This window comes from Enteractinococcus fodinae, assembly GCF_031458395.1.
GTDB lineage: Bacteria > Actinomycetota > Actinomycetes > Actinomycetales > Micrococcaceae > Yaniella > Yaniella fodinae.
In genome coordinates this window covers 166,865-183,505 of record NZ_JAVDYJ010000001.1, presented here as the reverse complement: position 1 = coordinate 183,505, position 16,641 = coordinate 166,865, and the positions used below count along the sequence as shown (strand labels likewise).

The window sequence follows — 16,641 nt, the reverse complement described above, 5'->3', positions numbered from 1 at the left end:
CATTTAGGAGATCATGCAATGACCAGCAATACAGCGGAGACAAAACAGGCAGGATCCGGCACTGTTCGCCTCGCCGCTAATCAGTACGGGAAAGCCGAAAACCATGTGGTGCGTGTGTATCGCGATAGTGCACGCCATAGCATCCGGGATCTGAACGTTACCTCTCAGTTGCGCGGCGACTTTGAACTTGCCCACACTGAAGGTGATAACGAACACGTCGTAGCGACTGATACCCAGAAAAACACCGTATTTGCCAAGGCCAAGGAAAACGGCATTGAGTCACCGGAACAGTTCCTTCTGGGGCTTGCAGATCACTTCACCAGTAATTTCGACTGGGTGACCGGCGGCCGGTGGGCTGCCGAAGAATACGGGTGGTCACGGATCAATGACCACGACCACTCATTCTATAAGTCTGCGCCAGAAATTCGTACGGCTGTTGTAATGCGCAACGGTGACCGCGACATTGTGATCTCCGGGTTTTACGATCTGACCGTCCTCAAGACGACTGCTTCAGGCTTCGTGGGCTACCCGAAAGATAAGTACACGACACTGCCTGAAACCGAAGACCGTATCCTGGCGACTGATATCGCCACCCGCTGGCGCTACAACACGACAGATATCGATTACGATGCTACGTACAAGCGCGTGAAAGAGATCATTTTAGAGACCTTCACCGATCACTACTCTTACGCGCTGCAGCACACGCTGTATCAGATGGCAGAAAAAGTCATCGCCTCGGTTCCCGAAATCGATGAAATCAAGTTCTCGTGCCCCAATAAGCACCACTTCCTCTACGACCTCGAGCGCTTCGATATCGACAACCCCAATGAAGTCTTCCATGCGGCGGATCGTCCCTACGGCCTCATCGAAGCAACGGTTGCACGGGCTGATGTCGAACTTGATGAACGTGATTGGATCGGTATTGCAGGCTTCTGCTAGATCGTCCCAGCGGTAAATACGACAACGTATGCCGGTGGGGCTTCGATCTCACTGGGGATCGAGCCCCACCGGGTTTTTGGTGGTATTACCGAAGCTCTTCTAGCTCAGCCATGGCTTCGCGGCATTTTCCTTTCCCAGGCCGCCATGAAGGCGCACTACAGGGCGATAACCAGCTCAAAGCTCGACGCGATTAAGGTCCGCGCTGATGTCTCGGGCAGCCGCTTGCAACAGGGGCACAGCTCGCTCCGCAAATTCATCATCGAGTCGGCTTGTGGGGCCCGAGACCGAGACGGCCATTGGGGTTGGGGCACCATCAATATTGACGGCAAAACACCGGACCCCAAGCTCTTGCTCCTCCTCATCGATGGCATAACCGCGCTCGCGAATGCGTTCCAGTTCTGCTTTGAGTTCCCCAAAATCCGTGATGGACTTCTCTGTCAGTCGCGGCATACCGGTGGAGTGGATAATTTGTGCGACACGTGCTTCTTCAAGGTTTGGCAGAACGGCTTTGCCGACACCCGTGGCCGAAAGATGGACCCGACGACCGACCTCGGTGAACATTCTCATAGAGTGCTCCGAAGGCACCTGGGCAGCGTAGACCATCATGTCACCGTCGAGCACGGCAATGTTTGCTGTCTCGCCTAAGGAGGCCACTAACCCTCGAAGATGCGGACGAACAATGTCGCCAATCTGCTGACCGGCAAGATCTCCCAAACGCATCAGCGTCGGCCCGAGCGCATACCCGCGATCCTGCAATTGCCTAGCGCAACCTAAATTTACCAGTGTACGCAAGAGACGGTGAATCGTTGGCATGGGCAGATCAGCTCGCTCAGCCAGTTCGCTGAGTGTAGCCTGCCCACCGGCATCAGCAATGAGACCCAGCAGCTTAAACGCCCGCTCAACAGACTGCACACCTGCCTTTGCAGACTTTGGCGAGGTCGGGGTGTTTTTCTGCTGCGTGTCGATCATGATACCTATCCTTGCTTACCGCTCGTGCCATCCGCGCTGTAGTGATGTATGACACGTTACCTTGGAATTTGGAAAAAGACTTCCACTTGCCGAAATGAATGTGATCAGGAATACTATATTCCACAGAGTAAACATGGATTTCCATTATACGGAATTCGCTGAGCCTTTCATGAGGAGTGTTCACGGTTGCACCGAGCCCTGGTTATTCACTCATCGTGCCACCCTCCCCGTCGGCGAGTTTCACCGCGAGGTCGGATCCGCAACCAGAAGTCGTCCCAGACCTTGCAGCTCCTGCAATGGCCGCAACCGGCCGATCGGAATCTTCAACTCGAATTCATAACGTGCTGGCGTTCCCCGGATCCTTCCGTGACTTACTAAATACAGGAACCCATAGCACCACCGACGCCTAGTCTTTTCTTCACGACCGACCCCACTACACCACAGGAGTGCATACCTATGACTACAGAAACTGCAACCATCAAAGTCGTCGGACGCCGTGACTTACCTGGCGCCGAAGAAATCCTCACTGCAGAGGCACTGAACTTCCTTGAAAAACTCCACCAGCGCTTCGCGGCCACGCGAGAGGAGCTACTCGAAGCTCGCGTGACCGCACGTGAGGAAGCGGCTAAAGCGGGCGGTATGGACTTCTTACCCGAAACCCGTGAGGTCCGCGAATCCGAGTGGCAAGTCGCCCCGGCACCGGAGAAGTTCCGCGACCGTCGCGTCGAAATAACTGGTCCCGTTGCCCCAGCGAAAATGGCAATTAACGCACTGAATTCCGGGGCCAAAGTCTGGCTGGCTGACCTTGAAGATGCTTCGGCACCGTTCTGGAGCAACGTCCTGGAATCCCAGCTGAACCTCTACGACGCGGCTCGTCGCCAGCTGTCCTTCACCTCTCCCGATGGTAAGTCCTATAGCCTCCGCGAAGACGGAGAACTAGCAACCGTCGTGGTACGTCCACGCGGCTGGCACCTGAGCGAAAAGAACATCGAAGTCAACGGTGAACGTGCCATCGGAGCCCTGGTCGATTTCGGTCTGCACTTCTTCCACAACGCAGCACTGCTGCATACCAACGGCGAAGGCCCGTTCTACTACCTGCCGAAGCTTGAGTCTTACCTCGAGGCGCGGCTGTGGAATGACATCTTTACCTTCGCCGAGGCTGAACTCGGCCTCGAGCACGGTATTGTGCGAGCGACTGTGTTGATCGAAACCATTCCGGCCGCTTTCCAGATGGACGAGATCTTGTACGAATTGCGCGATCACGCCGCCGGACTGAACGCTGGTCGCTGGGACTACCTGTTCTCGATTATCAAAACTTTCCGTGAAGCCGGCGAAAAATTCATTCTGCCCGACCGTGCCGATGTGTCGATGACCGCACCGATGATGCGCGCCTACACCGACCTACTGGTCAAAACCTGTCACCGCCGCGGCGCGTTTGCGATTGGCGGTATGGCAGCGTTCATCCCGAACCGTCGCGAGCCAGAAACCACAAAGAACGCCTTCGAGAAGGTGCATGCCGATAAGAAGCGTGAAGCAGAAGACGGCTTTGACGGCTCATGGGTCGCACACCCAGACCTCGTGGAAATCTGCGTTGAGGAATTCACCAAAGTCCTCGGCGATAAACCAAATCAGCTGGACCGGCAACGGGACGATGTCAATGTCACCGCTGAAGATCTGCTGGATGTGTCGTCCGCTCCAGGGCAGGTGACCGAGGCAGGAGTGCGTGACAACCTGTATGTCGCAGTGGCTTACATTGCGGCCTGGCTCGGTGGAAGCGGGGCTGTAGCAATCCACAACCTGATGGAAGACGCTGCAACCGCAGAAATTTCACGCTCCCAGATTTGGCAACAAATCGCCAATCAGGTCACCGCAGCAGACACCGGTGAAGTTATCACAGCAGAGCGAGTCGCGACCATCCTTGAAGAAGAGGTCGCCCGCCTGCGCGAGGAAGTCAACGACGATGAACGCTTCGAACGCTACTACCAACCGGCTGCTGACATCGTCAAGCAGATGACCTCCGGCCGCGAAGAAGATTTCGTTACCTTCCTCACCATTCCTGCCTACGAGGTGATCGACTAGTGACGCTAGATCAACGGCTCCTCGACCAAGTGGATCAGCAGCTCGCCCGCACAGATGAGCTGCTGTCCCAGCGGTACCCAGGTGATGACGGTCGGCGCCAAGCCGTCCACACGGTCTACACGCCGGCCGATCAGTTCACGCCTGACGTGGTCGCACGATGGGGCCAGCAAGCCCTTGAAGCGGTGCAGCAACAGGGCTCTATGATCGACGTGGTGACGCAGGTCCTTGATCAACGTGCTGACGATGCCCAATACGTCGAACGTCTGGCTGATCTTGTCGAACGCAAGCTCACCAATGAACCCATCGAAGATCTGCGCATCGATTTCGAAGACGGCTATGGGCGTCGATCAGATGCCGAAGAGGATCAGCACGCAATTCAGGCGGCGAAGGGTGTCGCTCAGAGTCTGCGTGACGGCATCGCTCCACCATTTATCGGGATTCGTTTCAAATGCATGGAATCCGATGTGCGAGCTCGCGGTCTGCGCACCTTAGATCTCTATCTTTCGACCCTCGTCGACGAAATAGGTTCGCTACCGGAATCAACCGTGTTGACGTTGCCGAAGGTAACGACGGTCGACCAGGTCAAGGCGATGAACGATGTCGCGTCCGCGCTGGAGTCTGGACTCGGGCTCGATGAGAGGCAACTGCGCTATGAAGTGCAGGTCGAAACACCGCAGCTTATCGTGGGGGCCGAGGGCCAAGCTGAGGTCTCCCGCGTGATCCATGCCGGAGAAGGGCGCATCACATCCCTACATTATGGGACCTATGATTACTCGGCTTCCTTAGGGATCGCCGCCGCCTACCAGGCGATGGACCACCCGGCTGCTGACTTTGCCAAAAACGTGATGCTCACGGCAGTCGCGGGCACCGGGGTACACCTATCCGACGGATCAACCAACATTCTGCCGCTGGGTAACCCACAGGAAGTCCGTGAGGCCTGGGGGCTGCATGCTCGCCTCGTGGCACGCCATCTTCGTCGTGGTATTTACCAGGGCTGGGATCTGCACGCAGCGCAGTTGCCAACGCGGTTCATCGCAACGTTTGATTTTTTCAACCGCTCGCTCGAGTCTGCGGTGGATCGGCTCGGACGATATGTTCGGGTCGAGTCGGGCTCGATCATGGATGAACCGGCAACGGCCAAAGCCTTGGCGCGCTATATTGTGCGAAGTACCTCGTGTGGCGCAGCCAACCCTGCAGAAATCCAACAGCGGCTTGGCATCAGCGAGGACGTATTGCTTACCCTGGCCGCCACCGGCTTGACACCCCAGATGTCGGCGAACAATTAGAACAGCTCAAGGAGAAACATTTTCATGACCGCATCGTATTATGCGCCCCACGGTGGCCATCCCCCACAAACCGACCTCCTGACGGATCGGGCGGTGGTTACCGAAGCATATACGGTCATACCGCGAGGGGTTTTACGAGACATCGTGACCTCAGTACTGCCAGAATGGGAAGGTACCCGATCATGGATACTGAACCGGCCAGTCAGTGGCGGAGCGACGACCTTTGCACAACTGCTGGTTGAAGTCGAACCTGGTGGCGGCTCGGATCACCCCGAACCACAACCGGAAGTCCAAGGACTCATTTTCCTCATGGAAGGAACCCTCGAGGTTACCTACCAGGGTGAAACGCATGAGCTCACACCGGGCGGTTTCGCCTATTTACCGGCTGGAGAGCAGTGGCGTATACGAGCTACCGGAGATGCGCCGGCGCGGTTCAACTGGATCCGCAAGCGCTACGAACCGCTCGCTGGCCATGTTCCCACCGCACAGTTTGGCAACGAGCAGGACCTAGAACCTTCCGGTATGCCTGGAACTAATAATGCTTGGCGTACAACACGGTTACTGGATCCTGATGATCTCGCATATGACATGCACGTCAACATCGTCACGTTCGAACCCGGCGCGGTCATTCCGTTTGCCGAAACGCATGTCATGGAACATGGGATTTACATCCTGGAAGGTAAAGCCGTCTACCGGTTGAATACCGACTGGGTAGAAGTTCAAGAGGGCGATTACTTCTCGCTGCGGGCGTTTTGTCCGCAAGCCTGCTATGCGGGCGGCCCTTCGAACTTCCGCTACCTGTTATACAAGGACGTAAACCGTCAGGTTATGCTCTAGAGCACGAAGGACTCTGCTAGCTGCATAGCACGATGATTTCACGGCACTGGGCTTCGGCGACCACTCATGGTCGCCGAAGCCCACGCTGTTTAAGGACGAATGAACCGTCCCTTCCCCTCTGAGTTCTCTACGTGCTTACCGCGCAGCCAAGTGGAGATCACTTTTCCAGTGAGTTCTCGCCCCTCATATGGGGTAATTGGGTTGCGGTGATACAGTGCGCCAGCGTCGACGGTCCATGTCGCCTTCGGATCAAAGATGACGAGATCAGCATCGTAACCAACCGCTATACGACCTTTGGAGGGTACGCGCGCGATCTCCGCTGGCGTGGACCCCATCCATGAGACGACTTGAGCCAACTCAAAACCGCGCTGCACTGCTTCGGTCCAGATGACCGACAGGCCTAATTGCAACGAAGAGATGCCGCCCCAGGCCGTGTCGAAATTGCCCTCCCCGTGCTCTTTGAGTTCAAGTGTCGACGGCGAGTGATCTGACACAATGATATCGATCGTGCCGTCTTGCAGGCCCTGCCACAGTCGATCCCGATTCTCAGCTTCACGGATGGGTGGTGCGCATTTGAAAGCAGTCTTGCCATCGCCGATTTCTTCGCTCAACAACGTCAGATAGTGCGGACACGTTTCCACGGTAAGGGGTAGTCCTTCAGCCTTTGCCCCTGCGATAAGTTCTAGACTGTCAGCGTCCGACAGGTGCAGAATATGGGCGCGGACGCCAGTGTCACGGACGCCCTCGATGATGGATCGGATTGCAGCTTTCTCGGCCTCTCGAGGTCGTGAAGCCAAGAAATCGATGTACTTGGGGCCGCCGCTGACGCCTCGACTACGGGTGTGTTCCAATGTATGCGCGTCTTCTGCATGGATGATCATCACACCGTCGAACGTCGCGATCTCTGCCATATGGGTCCGCATCTCCTCGGGTTCAAGATGTGGGAACTCATCAACGCCTGAATGCTCGAGGAAACATTTAAAACCGAAAACCCCTGCATCATGCAGCGGTTTCAGATCATGGATGTTATCGGGAATTGCGCCACCCCAGAACCCCGTATCAATATAGAGCTGCCCTTGTGCGGCCTGTTGTTTCTGCTGCAGGGCATCAACATTGACGGTCGAGGGTACGGAGTTCAGTGGCATGTCGATGAGGGTCGTGACGCCACCTGCTGCAGCGGCCTTGGTAGCGGTTTCGAACCCTTCCCACTCTGTGCGGCCCGGTTCGTTGACGTGCACGTGGGTATCGACCAGTCCGGGCATGAGGATCTGCTGTTCTGGCACTTCGATGACTTTGGAAGCGCCCAGACCAGCACCCAGCGGCTCAATCACCTCGATCTTCTCATCACGCACTGCAACTTCTAATGCTGCGATACGTCCTTGGAACAGAGCCTGGGGGGCTCGAAATACCACATCAAAATCGGGTTGCGTCATCCCGACCCTCACTTTCTAATTGCCCTAAGTTGTAACTAAAGTAGCACCAATCTGCTCACCAACAGACTCTAATAACAGCATGGCTTGGGACATTAATACCTTGGGGCCTGACATTAGAGGGGTCGCAAATGTCCCAGCCATCATTACTTATGATTTCAGATCGTGAAATTTATTTTTCGCTTCGTGAATCTCCTCATCGGATCATTGTGATCTATGTCAAACATTACTGAGATCTACTTGACAGCCCGTACGTGAACTGGCTTACTGTTATGGATACTCCTTGAAACCACAATTTCACGCTGTGAAAACTCATCTCACTCCCAGAGAATAGGGACGCCTTGAAATCTCGCTTACTAAAACCCGACTACGTCCGCAATCCGAACGCGCCAGAAAATGAGAAACTCCCGTTCGGCAAGACGGTGGCCTTTGGCTTACAACACATCCTGACGATGTACGGTGGCATCCTCGCGGTACCCCTCATCATCGGAAATGCAGCAGGCCTCTCCGCTGACCAAATCGCCACGCTCGTGACCGCGAGTTTATTTGTCGGTGGGCTCGCGACCGTGTTGCAGTCGGCAGGGCTACCGTTCTTAGGGTCTCGTCTCCCGCTCGTGCAGGGCGTCTCATTTGCTGCGGTCGCCACCATGCTTGCCATCCTGTCAGGCAACGGCTCCCTAACAGACGTCTTCGGCGCGATCATAGTTGCCAGCATTATCGGGTTTCTGATTGCCCCGTTCTTCGCCAAGATTATTCGGTTCTTTCCACCGGTCGTGACCGGTACGGTTATTACCGCCATCGGGCTAACACTGTTCCCCGTTGCTGCCAACTGGGCTATGGGTGGCAACGCAGAAGCTGAAGGTTACGGGTCAACGATGAATATTGGCTTGGCCGTGATGACCTTCGTCATTATTATGATTTTCTCGAAGGTCGGCGTTGCAGCACTGTCCCGGCTGTCGATCTTACTGGGCCTTTTTGTCGGGACGATCATCGCTTCCTTGCTCGGCCAGGCTGATTTCAGCCAGGTCGGATCCGGGTCGCCGATCTCGTTTCCGCTCATCTTCGAGTTTGGCCTACCCACCTTTGATCTTGCAGCCATTATTTCAATGGTGATCGTCATCTTGGTCATCAAGACCGAAACTACCGCAGACATTATCGCGGTGGGAGAGATCATTGGGAGCCCCGTCGACTCGCGGCGTATCGCCGATGGGCTCCGCGCAGATATGCTCTCGTCAGCCATCGCACCGGTTTTTGGTTCGTTCACGCAATCGGCTTTCGCACAAAACGTTGGGCTCGTCGCTCTATCGGGCGTGAAGTCGCGCTGGGTCGTAACCGCTGGCGGCGGCATCATGGTCGCTCTAGGACTCATCCCGTGGTTGGGCCAAATCGTGGCAGCCATCCCAATGCCGGTTCTCGGTGGTGCAGGCATCGTCTTGTTTGGCACAGTAGCCGCCTCGGGTATTCGGAACCTATCAACCGTTAAGTACGAAGGCAATATGAATCTCATCATTGTTGCCTCGGCGCTAGCCTTCGGCATGATCCCCGTGGTGCAACCAGAGTTCTACAGCGGCTTCCCTTCTTGGATAGAAACCATCTTCGAATCAGGTATCTCATCGGCTGCTATTGTGGCTGTCATTCTCAATATCGTCTTCAATGAGCTCAAGATCGGTAACTCCCCAGACCCCTCGGTATTTGCGGCCAAACCGATCAGATTTCTGACGAAAACCCAATTGGAAGACTTGGAAGACGGTGACGTCTTCATTGATGGCAAACTCGTGGACTGCGACGGCGAAGAGGTCCCCGTGGTACCCGATGAGAAGGTTGATGAAATCCGAGAGCGCATTGAACACGGTGAAGTCACCTCCACCCAAGAATTAGTGAAAGTCGTTCTCGAAGAGCAGCCGACAGCTTCGTCAGATAAAGATCAGAGCCCACCTCGTAAGTAAACAACCTTGAAGCCACAAGATCCCGGTCTTCAACTTACCGAAACCGGGATCTTGGCAGGCGGCGGTATCGCGGACGGGTAGCTTGTCGTTTCTCCAGAAAAATGCTCTAAAACTTTCAGGGCATGGTCTCAGTGTCTCAACCGAAACCATGCCCTGAACAGGTAGGTGTGCCCCTTTAGTCGTCGTAGGTGTAGAAACCCTTACCCGACTTGCGGCCTAGCTCGCCGCGCTCGACCATGTCGCGCATCAATTGTGGAGGCTCGAAGCGAGGTCCGAGTTTATCGGTCAGATACTCAGCGACGCCCAAGCGGACATCCAGCCCGACAATGTCGGTCAATGCCAGCGGGCCGATCGGGTGCTTATAGCCCAGGGTCATCGCGTTGTCGATGTCCTCGGCAGAAGCCACGCCTTCTTCGACCATCCGGATGGCTTCCAGTCCAAGGGCCACCCCGAGCCGCGACGAAGCGAATCCTGGAGCATCGTTGATGGTCACCGCAGTTTTGCCAATACCTTCAACCCACTGTGCTGCCAGGGCTTTGAGCTGGTCGGAGGTCTGTTCACCGATGATCACCTCGACGAGTTTCGACGCTGGCACCGGGTTGAAGAAGTGCAGACCGCAAAACTGCTGCGGACGTTGCAGCTGTTCTGCCAACCCGTTGACCGACATCGATGATGTGTTGGTCGCCAGGTAGGCATCGTCGCCCAAATGCGATTCGACGGCCTGTAGCGATGAGACTTTCAAGTCAAAGTCTTCGGGTACCGCTTCAATGACCAGACCGGCGGTGGCGAAGTCGCCGTGATCGGTCGTGACCGACAGGTTGGCGGCGAGCTCGTCTACGGTGCCGTCGACTTTGCCGCGCTCGACCGAGCCTGAGACGTCGCGCAGGATGCGGTCGCGGGCTGCGGTCGCTGATTCGGTATCGCGTTCTACGACAACGACCTGTGAGCCCGAGGTGAGAAACGCGTGGGCAATACCGGCGCCCATACGACCCCCGCCGAGCACGCCAACAGTTGATGGGAGGCTAGTGTCTGCCATGTTGCTCCTAAGAAATATGTGGTGGTGTACTTAGACGCGTTCGACCAGCATGGCCGAACCCTGACCGACACCGATACACATAGTAGCCAGACCACGGGATTGCTGCTCGGCTTCCATACGGGACAGCAGGGTGATCACGATGCGCGCACCCGAAGAGCCCAGTGGGTGGCCCAGGGCAATAGCCCCGCCCCAGGTGTTGACGATGTCAGGGTTCAGACCGAGACGACGAATCGATGCCAACGACTGGGTGGCAAAAGCTTCGTTGATTTCGGCCGCATCCAGATCATCCACGGACCAGCCGGCTTTGGCCAGCACCTTTTCGGTTGCTGAGACCGGCCCTAGACCCATGACTTCTGGGGCGAGCCCAGCCGACCCACCGGCAACAATGCGTGCCCGCGGGGTGAGGTTGTACTTATCGATGGCCGCCTGGGAGGCAACAACGATGGCTGATGCTCCGTCGTTGAGGCTCGAGGAGTTCCCGGCGGTGACGACGTCCCCCAGTCCGGTGACCGGACGCAGTTTCGCCAGTGATTCGACGGTGGTACCCGGACGCGGGCCCTCGTCTTGAGAGACAACGGTGACGTTGCCTTTGCGGTCTTTGATTTCTACTGGCACGATTTCGGCATCGAAGCAACCGGCTTCTTGGGCCGCGACCGCTTTGGCCTGGGAGTTCACCGCGAATTCGTCAGCTTCTTCGCGGGTGATGCCGTCGACGTTGGCGACTTCTTGGGCAGTTTCGGTCATCGAGTAGGTCATCTTGCCGTTACGCGACAGATCACCGTGTTCGAACCGGGGGTTGACGAAGCGCCAGCCCAGCGCAGAGTCAAACATTTGACCAGGCTGGCCGAATGCGCGAGTTGGTTTTTCTAAGACCCATGGAGCACGCGACATGGATTCGACACCGCCGGCGATGACGATGTCGGCATCTCCGGTGGCGACCATGCGTGATGCGGTTTCAATAGCGGACATCCCCGAGGCGCACAGCCGGTTGATGGTCATCGCGGGTACAGATTGGTCGCCGCCGGCCAAGAGCCATGCCATGCGTGCGACGTTGCGGTTTTCTTCGCCGGCACCGTTGGCGTTGCCCAGCAGGACTTCATCGACATCGGCCGGGTCGATCCCGGTGTCTTCGAGGACGGCTTTGATGGTCAGGGCTGCCATGTCATCTGGCCGAACTGAGCTCAGCGCGCCGCTGTGTCGGCCCACCGGAGTGCGCTTACCCGAGACTAAAAATGCTTCTGCTACCACGAGGCTCCTTGAAAGAACTAGGAAAAATGTTGATTGGGTGAGGTCTTGGCACACCACAAGCTGGCTGCCGTCCTAGGACAACAGCCAGCTTGTGATTTAAGGGATGTTGGAGGCGATCATCCCCGTACTATTTGGCCAGCAGTTCGCCGCTGAATTCTGGTTTGCGCTTTTCTTGGAATGCAGCGAACCCTTCCGCATAGTCAGCGGTTGCGCACAGCTTGCCCTGGGCAATGTTCTCTTGTTCGACCGATTCCCACAGCCCGATGCGCTGATCCCGGATTTGCGCCACGAGGTCACGTGAGGCCAGGAACGCTCCGGTTGCGCCCTGGGCCGCTTTGGCGACCTTGTCGCGGGTGAACTCCAGCAGCTCTTCTTTGGGTAGGGAGCGGGAGAAGAGTCCTTGTTGTACGGCTTCTTTGCCCGACATCAGATCGGCGGTGTAAATAAGATCGAGGGTGCGGTGGGCACCGAGTCGTTCAGTGAAGAGGGCGTGACCCCCTGAATCGAGTGTCGCGCCGAGGTTGGCAAATGGTGAGCCAATTTTAGCGTCATCGGCAACGTACACGACGTCGGTGGCGATGGCCAGGCCCAACCCGACACCCAGGCAGGCGCCTTGGACCGCGGCGAAGGTCGGGGCCGGGAAGTCGGCCATTTGTCGCAGGACCGGAGTAACAAGTTTGCCCAGGTATTCGTAGGCGTCATCGTCAGCGGGATCGACATTCGAGATGTCTCGGCCGGCGCAGAAGCCACGGCCTTCGCCGCGCAATAACAGGGCACGGACACCGGCATCTGCCGCTTCGGTGTAGGCCTTGGAGAGATCGCTGATTGCGGCCTCATCCAGTGCGTTCATCTTCTGCGGCGCGTTGAGCGTGACTTCGGCAATATTGTTGTCAATGTTCAGTTCAATCATGGCGGTCCTAAGCATCGTAGTCGACGGTGAGCTTCTCGGATGTCGGGCGAGTCTGACAGGTCAGTACATAGCCGGCTTCAACTTCATCGGCTTCCAGCGCGTAGTTTTCATCCATCTCGAACGTACCGGTCACGACCTTGGCGCGACAGGTGCCACACACACCACCGGCACACGCAAATGGCGTATCGGGACGGACCCGTAGTGCCGCGTTGAGCACAGATTCGTTGGCGGCCACGGGGGTTTCGACGGAGGATGACAGCCCATCCAGGGAGAACTCGATCGTGCGGTTTTCGCCTTTGGGGTCCACGGCAACGGGACGTCCGCGGTGGCCCCGTGGTTCGGTTGGGTCACCGGTGGTGAACAGCTCGTACCGGACGGCGTCTTCTTGCACGCCGCGCTCTTTGAGCTTATCGCGGGTCATCTGAACCAGTTCGAAGGGCCCGCACAGGAACCATTCGACGGTGTTTTCGACCGGAATGATGTTAGCGAACAGCTCATCGAGTTTCTCTTCGTCAATCCGTCCTGACATGAGCGGCGAGATCCGCTGCTCACGGGACAGCACGTGGTGAATCGACAAGCGCGTGGGGTATTTGTCTTTCAGGTCGCCGAGTTCTTCGGCGAACATCACGTCCATGGCCGACCGGTTGGCATAGACCAGATCAAACGTGGCGTCCTCGGTGGACTTCAACAGGGTTGAAACGATCGACATGATCGGGGTGATCCCAGATCCGGCAGCTATGGCCACGAAGTGCCCACCCTGCCTCGCGTGCTCTTCGGCAATCGCCTCTGGGTCGTTTAGCGCGGTGCTGTGCATCTTCGAGGTGAAGGAACCCTGCGGGTTCATCACGTTGATGGTGTCACCAACTGCCAGCTCTTCGTGTGCCCAGGTGGAGAACAGGCCGCCAAAGTCTTTCTTGATGGCAACCCGGATTTCACCAGGAACGGGCTCGGCACAAATCGAATACGAGCGGCGGACTTCCTCGCCGTCGATGGTGGCACGCAAGGCCACGTACTGGCCGGGCACATAGTTGTAGTCATCTTGAAGCTCTTCGGGAATTTCGAAGGCCACCTCGATGGCTTCATCGGTCAGTTGGCGAATCTCCGACACGTTTAAGGCGTTAAACCGTGCGCGCTTCCGTGCGGGTGCCTTCAAGGTTTCAGTCATGAAGTGAGTTCCTTAATGGACTTTGAAGTAGTCAAACGGTTCGAGGCAGTCGTTGCAGGTATATAACGCCTTGCACGCGGTGGAACCGAATCGGGTGATTTCACGAGTACTCAGGGAATGGCACTGGGGGCATTTGACCGCCATCGGCACGATCACCGGACCGCTATTCACAGCGGATTTACCGGTGGGCGGCGCGATGCCGTATTCTTCCAGTTTGCGTTTGCCCTCGTCGGACATCCAGTCGGTGGTCCAAGCTGGTGTCAGAACGAGTTTCACTTCAGCGTCTTCGTACCCAGCGTTTTCAAGCGCCGCGGTAACGTCGGCTGAAATCGTACCCATGGCGGGGCAACCAGAGTAGGTCGGAGTAATCGTGACCACTGGTTTGCCGTCGGCCAGTTCAACACCACGCAGGATGCCGAGATCTTCAATGGTCAACACCGGGACTTCTGGGTCCGGTACCACCTTGACGACATCCCACAATTCTTGGGTTGTTGGGTCTACGGGTCGAAGCTCTGCTGAAATAGTCATTACCACTTAGCTCCTGGGAATTGACGAGCAAGTACTTGCATCTCGGTCAAAATATGATCGCGATGCTCTGAGTACCTGCCGGTACGGTTACCCCCAAATGCAGCGCGTACATCTGGGAGCTCTAGGGTTGCTTGTTCAATGATCGGGGCGATGCGCTGATCGAAGGCCTCGCGCAGGCTGGAGGGCAACACGGCGATGCCGCGTTCCGACAGATCGCGCAGCAGATCATCGTCCTGGAACAGTTCCTCGACATATGGCCACATGTAGAACAGGCCTTCTTGCATCCGGCGATGCGATTCTTCGGTGCCATCGCCTAAACGCAGGGTCCACTGGGCCGCGTGGTCCAGGTGGTACATCACTTCTTTGAACGCCTTGGCTGCCACAGCCGCCAGGGTTTCGTCCTTGGAGTTAGATAGCCGCGAGAATAGTTCGTACTGGTAGCACGCGAAGATCAGCTGACGAGCGATGGTCTGACCGAAATCGCCGTTGGGTTGTTCAACTAAACGGACCGAGCGGAACTCGGGGGCATCGCGGAAGTAGGCCAGATCGTCTTCGGTCTTATCCCAGGCTGTGCCTGCATACGACAAGAGGAAGCGTGCGTGGCCCAATTGGTCTTGGGCGATATTCGCCAGGGCAACGTCTTCTTCCATCTCTGGGGCGCGAGAGATCCAGTGCCCCAGTCGCTGTGCGAGCATCAGGGCGTCGTCGCCCAGATACAGTGCATAGGTCGCGACATCTTCATCGGCCTTGACATCGGCTTCGATGATGTCTTCTGGAGTGATCGCCTCGCCGGCGGAGATGCGAGTTGCGGAATCTGCTGAAGCGAAACTCATAGGTGCTTCACTCCTTCGGATTTGGTGTAGTAGGTCGCGTGACGAAAGGCTTTGCCCTTGGAAGATTCAAAGAACCCACCCTTGGAATCTGGGTCGGAGCTGGAGATGCAGTCAGCTGGGACGACCCACACGGAGGTACCTTCGTTGCGCCGGGTGTAGAGATCGCGTGCGTTGCGCAGTGCCATCGTGTCATCCGGGGCATGTAGCGAGCCGGCGTGGACGTGGGATAGCCCGCGAGATGAGCGGACGAATACTTCGTACAGCGGCCAGGAGGCATCAACGTTTTGTTCTGACATGTTTCTAGGCTCCAATCAGGTGACGATCAGCAGCGTCTTGGTTACGACGAGCTTGTTTTTCTGCGTATGCGGCGGCTGCTTCACGCACCCACGCACCATTTTCATGGGCTTCGCGACGGTGCTGAAGGCGCTGGACGTTACAAGGGCCGTTGCCCTTGATGACGGACATGAATTCATCCCAGTCCAGCTCGCCGAAGTCGTAGTGACCGCGTTCTTCGTTCCACTTCAGGTCCGGATCCGGCAGGGTCAGACCCAGTGCCTCGGCCTGTGGCACGATCATGTCGACGAAACGCTGGCGCAGTTCATCATTCGAGTGACGCTTGATGTTCCAGGCCATGGATTGCTTGGAGTTCGGTGAGTCATCATCTGGTGGACCAAACATCTGCAGTGCTGGACCGTAGAACCGGTTGACCGCATCCTGGGCCATCGCTTTTTGTTCTGGGGTCCCGTTGGACAGTTCGTACAGGATTTCCCAGCCTTGGCGCTGGTGGAAGGATTCTTCTTTACAGACGCGAACCATCGCACGTCCGTACGGCGCATAAGAGGCACGGCACAGCGGGACCTGGTTCTGAATGGCGGCACCATCAACGAGCCAACCGATCGCGCCTACATCGGCCCAGGTAAGGGTCGGGTAGTTGAAGATCGAGGAGTATTTGGCTTTGCCATCGAGCAGGTCCTGGACCATCTTGTCACGCGAGGTGCCAAGGGTCTCGGCTGCTGAGTACAGGTATAGACCGTGGCCGGCCTCGTCCTGGACTTTAGCCATGAGAATCATCTTGCGCTTCAGCGATGGAGCGCGCGTGATCCAGTTAGCCTCTGGCTGCATGCCGATGATCTCGGAGTGCGCGTGCTGGGAGATCTGCCGGACGAGGGTTTTGCGGTACCCCTCTGGCATCCAGTCGCGGGGCTCGATTCGAGAGTCCTCGGCGATAATCTGGTCGAACCGTTCCTGGCCTGCCCGCTCATCGTCTAAATGAGAGACATCGGAGTGTATAGACGTTGTAGACATATGTGACACCTCGCGACGGATAGTTAGTGAAAGTCTTTCGGAACTGCGGCTTACGCCTGAATTACCGAACGTTCAGTCAGTATAGAACAGAAGAGTGAGGTGCGCAACTCACGAAGCGGCTCATAGGGCA

General features: G+C 56.8%; 15 protein-coding genes. 5 read left to right on the top strand and 10 right to left on the bottom strand.

Annotation, left to right across the window (positions count from 1 at the left end; genetic code table 11):
• The first annotated feature begins 18 nt into the window (after nt 1–18).
• A complete protein-coding gene (pucL, locus tag J2S62_RS00835) occupies nt 19–939 on the top strand; it encodes a factor-independent urate hydroxylase (RefSeq protein WP_310170184.1) in 921 nt (306 codons plus the stop codon).
• 174 nt (nt 940–1,113) lie between these two features.
• Here pucL and J2S62_RS00830 read toward each other — a convergent pair whose 3' ends face one another.
• A complete protein-coding gene (locus J2S62_RS00830) occupies nt 1,114–1,908 on the bottom strand; it encodes an IclR family transcriptional regulator (RefSeq protein WP_310170180.1) in 795 nt (264 codons plus the stop codon).
• Between the two features lie 456 nt (nt 1,909–2,364).
• On the opposite strand from J2S62_RS00830, the gene aceB reads away from it, so the two are divergent.
• The 3 genes from aceB to J2S62_RS00815 are packed head-to-tail and all read left to right on the top strand — an operon-like array spanning nt 2,365 to nt 6,110.
• Nucleotides 2,365–3,987, top strand: a complete 1,623-nt coding sequence (gene aceB / locus J2S62_RS00825) for a malate synthase A (RefSeq protein WP_310170179.1) — start codon at nt 2,365–2,367, stop codon at nt 3,985–3,987.
• Nucleotides 3,987–5,273 (top strand): DUF6986 family protein, encoded by a 1,287-nt coding sequence (locus tag J2S62_RS00820; protein ID WP_310170176.1) that lies wholly within the window; start codon nt 3,987–3,989, stop codon nt 5,271–5,273. The genes aceB and J2S62_RS00820 overlap by 1 nt, the downstream gene beginning before the upstream one ends.
• 24 nt (nt 5,274–5,297) lie before the next feature.
• The gene (locus tag J2S62_RS00815) at nt 5,298–6,110 is read left to right on the top strand and encodes a bifunctional allantoicase/(S)-ureidoglycine aminohydrolase (RefSeq protein WP_310170174.1); all 813 of its coding nucleotides are present in this window, start codon (nt 5,298–5,300) and stop codon (nt 6,108–6,110) included.
• Nucleotides 6,111–6,199: 89 nt separating this feature from the next.
• Here the strand turns inward: J2S62_RS00815 and allB are convergent, their stop codons facing one another.
• Nucleotides 6,200–7,543, bottom strand: coding sequence for an allantoinase AllB (gene allB / locus J2S62_RS00810; RefSeq protein ID WP_310170172.1), 1,344 nt, complete (start codon nt 7,541–7,543; stop codon nt 6,200–6,202).
• A gap of 338 nt (nt 7,544–7,881) precedes the next feature.
• Here allB and J2S62_RS00805 point away from each other — a divergent pair, with 338 nt between their 5' ends.
• The gene (locus J2S62_RS00805) at nt 7,882–9,486 is read left to right on the top strand and encodes a nucleobase:cation symporter-2 family protein (protein ID WP_310170170.1); all 1,605 of its coding nucleotides are present in this window, start codon (nt 7,882–7,884) and stop codon (nt 9,484–9,486) included.
• Between the two features lie 175 nt (nt 9,487–9,661).
• Here J2S62_RS00805 and J2S62_RS00800 read toward each other — a convergent pair whose 3' ends face one another.
• The 8 genes from J2S62_RS00800 to paaA form a co-directional block, all read right to left on the bottom strand.
• Nucleotides 9,662–10,522: a 3-hydroxyacyl-CoA dehydrogenase family protein gene (locus J2S62_RS00800; protein ID WP_310170168.1), complete on the bottom strand. Its 861-nt coding sequence runs from the start codon at nt 10,520–10,522 to the stop codon at nt 9,662–9,664.
• A gap of 30 nt (nt 10,523–10,552) precedes the next feature.
• Entirely contained in the window at nt 10,553–11,770 is a 1,218-nt protein-coding gene (locus J2S62_RS00795) for a thiolase family protein (RefSeq protein ID WP_310170166.1), read from the bottom strand.
• A gap of 127 nt (nt 11,771–11,897) precedes the next feature.
• Nucleotides 11,898–12,680, bottom strand: coding sequence for an enoyl-CoA hydratase/isomerase family protein (locus J2S62_RS00790; RefSeq protein WP_310170164.1), 783 nt, complete (start codon nt 12,678–12,680; stop codon nt 11,898–11,900).
• Nucleotides 12,681–12,687: 7 nt separating this feature from the next.
• Nucleotides 12,688–13,845: a 1,2-phenylacetyl-CoA epoxidase subunit PaaE gene (gene paaE / locus J2S62_RS00785; protein WP_310170162.1), complete on the bottom strand. Its 1,158-nt coding sequence runs from the start codon at nt 13,843–13,845 to the stop codon at nt 12,688–12,690.
• 12 nt (nt 13,846–13,857) lie between these two features.
• Nucleotides 13,858–14,373 carry a 1,2-phenylacetyl-CoA epoxidase subunit PaaD gene (gene paaD / locus J2S62_RS00780; protein ID WP_310170161.1) on the bottom strand — a complete coding sequence of 172 codons (516 nt, stop codon included), beginning with the start codon at nt 14,371–14,373 and terminating at the stop codon, nt 13,858–13,860.
• Nucleotides 14,373–15,206, bottom strand: a complete 834-nt coding sequence (gene paaC, locus J2S62_RS00775) for a 1,2-phenylacetyl-CoA epoxidase subunit PaaC (protein WP_310170159.1) — start codon at nt 15,204–15,206, stop codon at nt 14,373–14,375. The genes paaD and paaC overlap by 1 nt, the downstream gene beginning before the upstream one ends.
• Nucleotides 15,203–15,502, bottom strand: a complete 300-nt coding sequence (gene paaB / locus J2S62_RS00770; protein WP_310170157.1) for a 1,2-phenylacetyl-CoA epoxidase subunit PaaB — start codon at nt 15,500–15,502, stop codon at nt 15,203–15,205. Before paaB ends, paaC begins: the two co-directional genes overlap by 4 nt.
• A 4-nt stretch (nt 15,503–15,506) precedes the next feature.
• The gene (paaA, locus tag J2S62_RS00765) at nt 15,507–16,511 is read right to left on the bottom strand and encodes a 1,2-phenylacetyl-CoA epoxidase subunit PaaA (RefSeq protein WP_310170153.1); all 1,005 of its coding nucleotides are present in this window, start codon (nt 16,509–16,511) and stop codon (nt 15,507–15,509) included.
• Nucleotides 16,512–16,641: the final 130 nt, after the last annotated feature.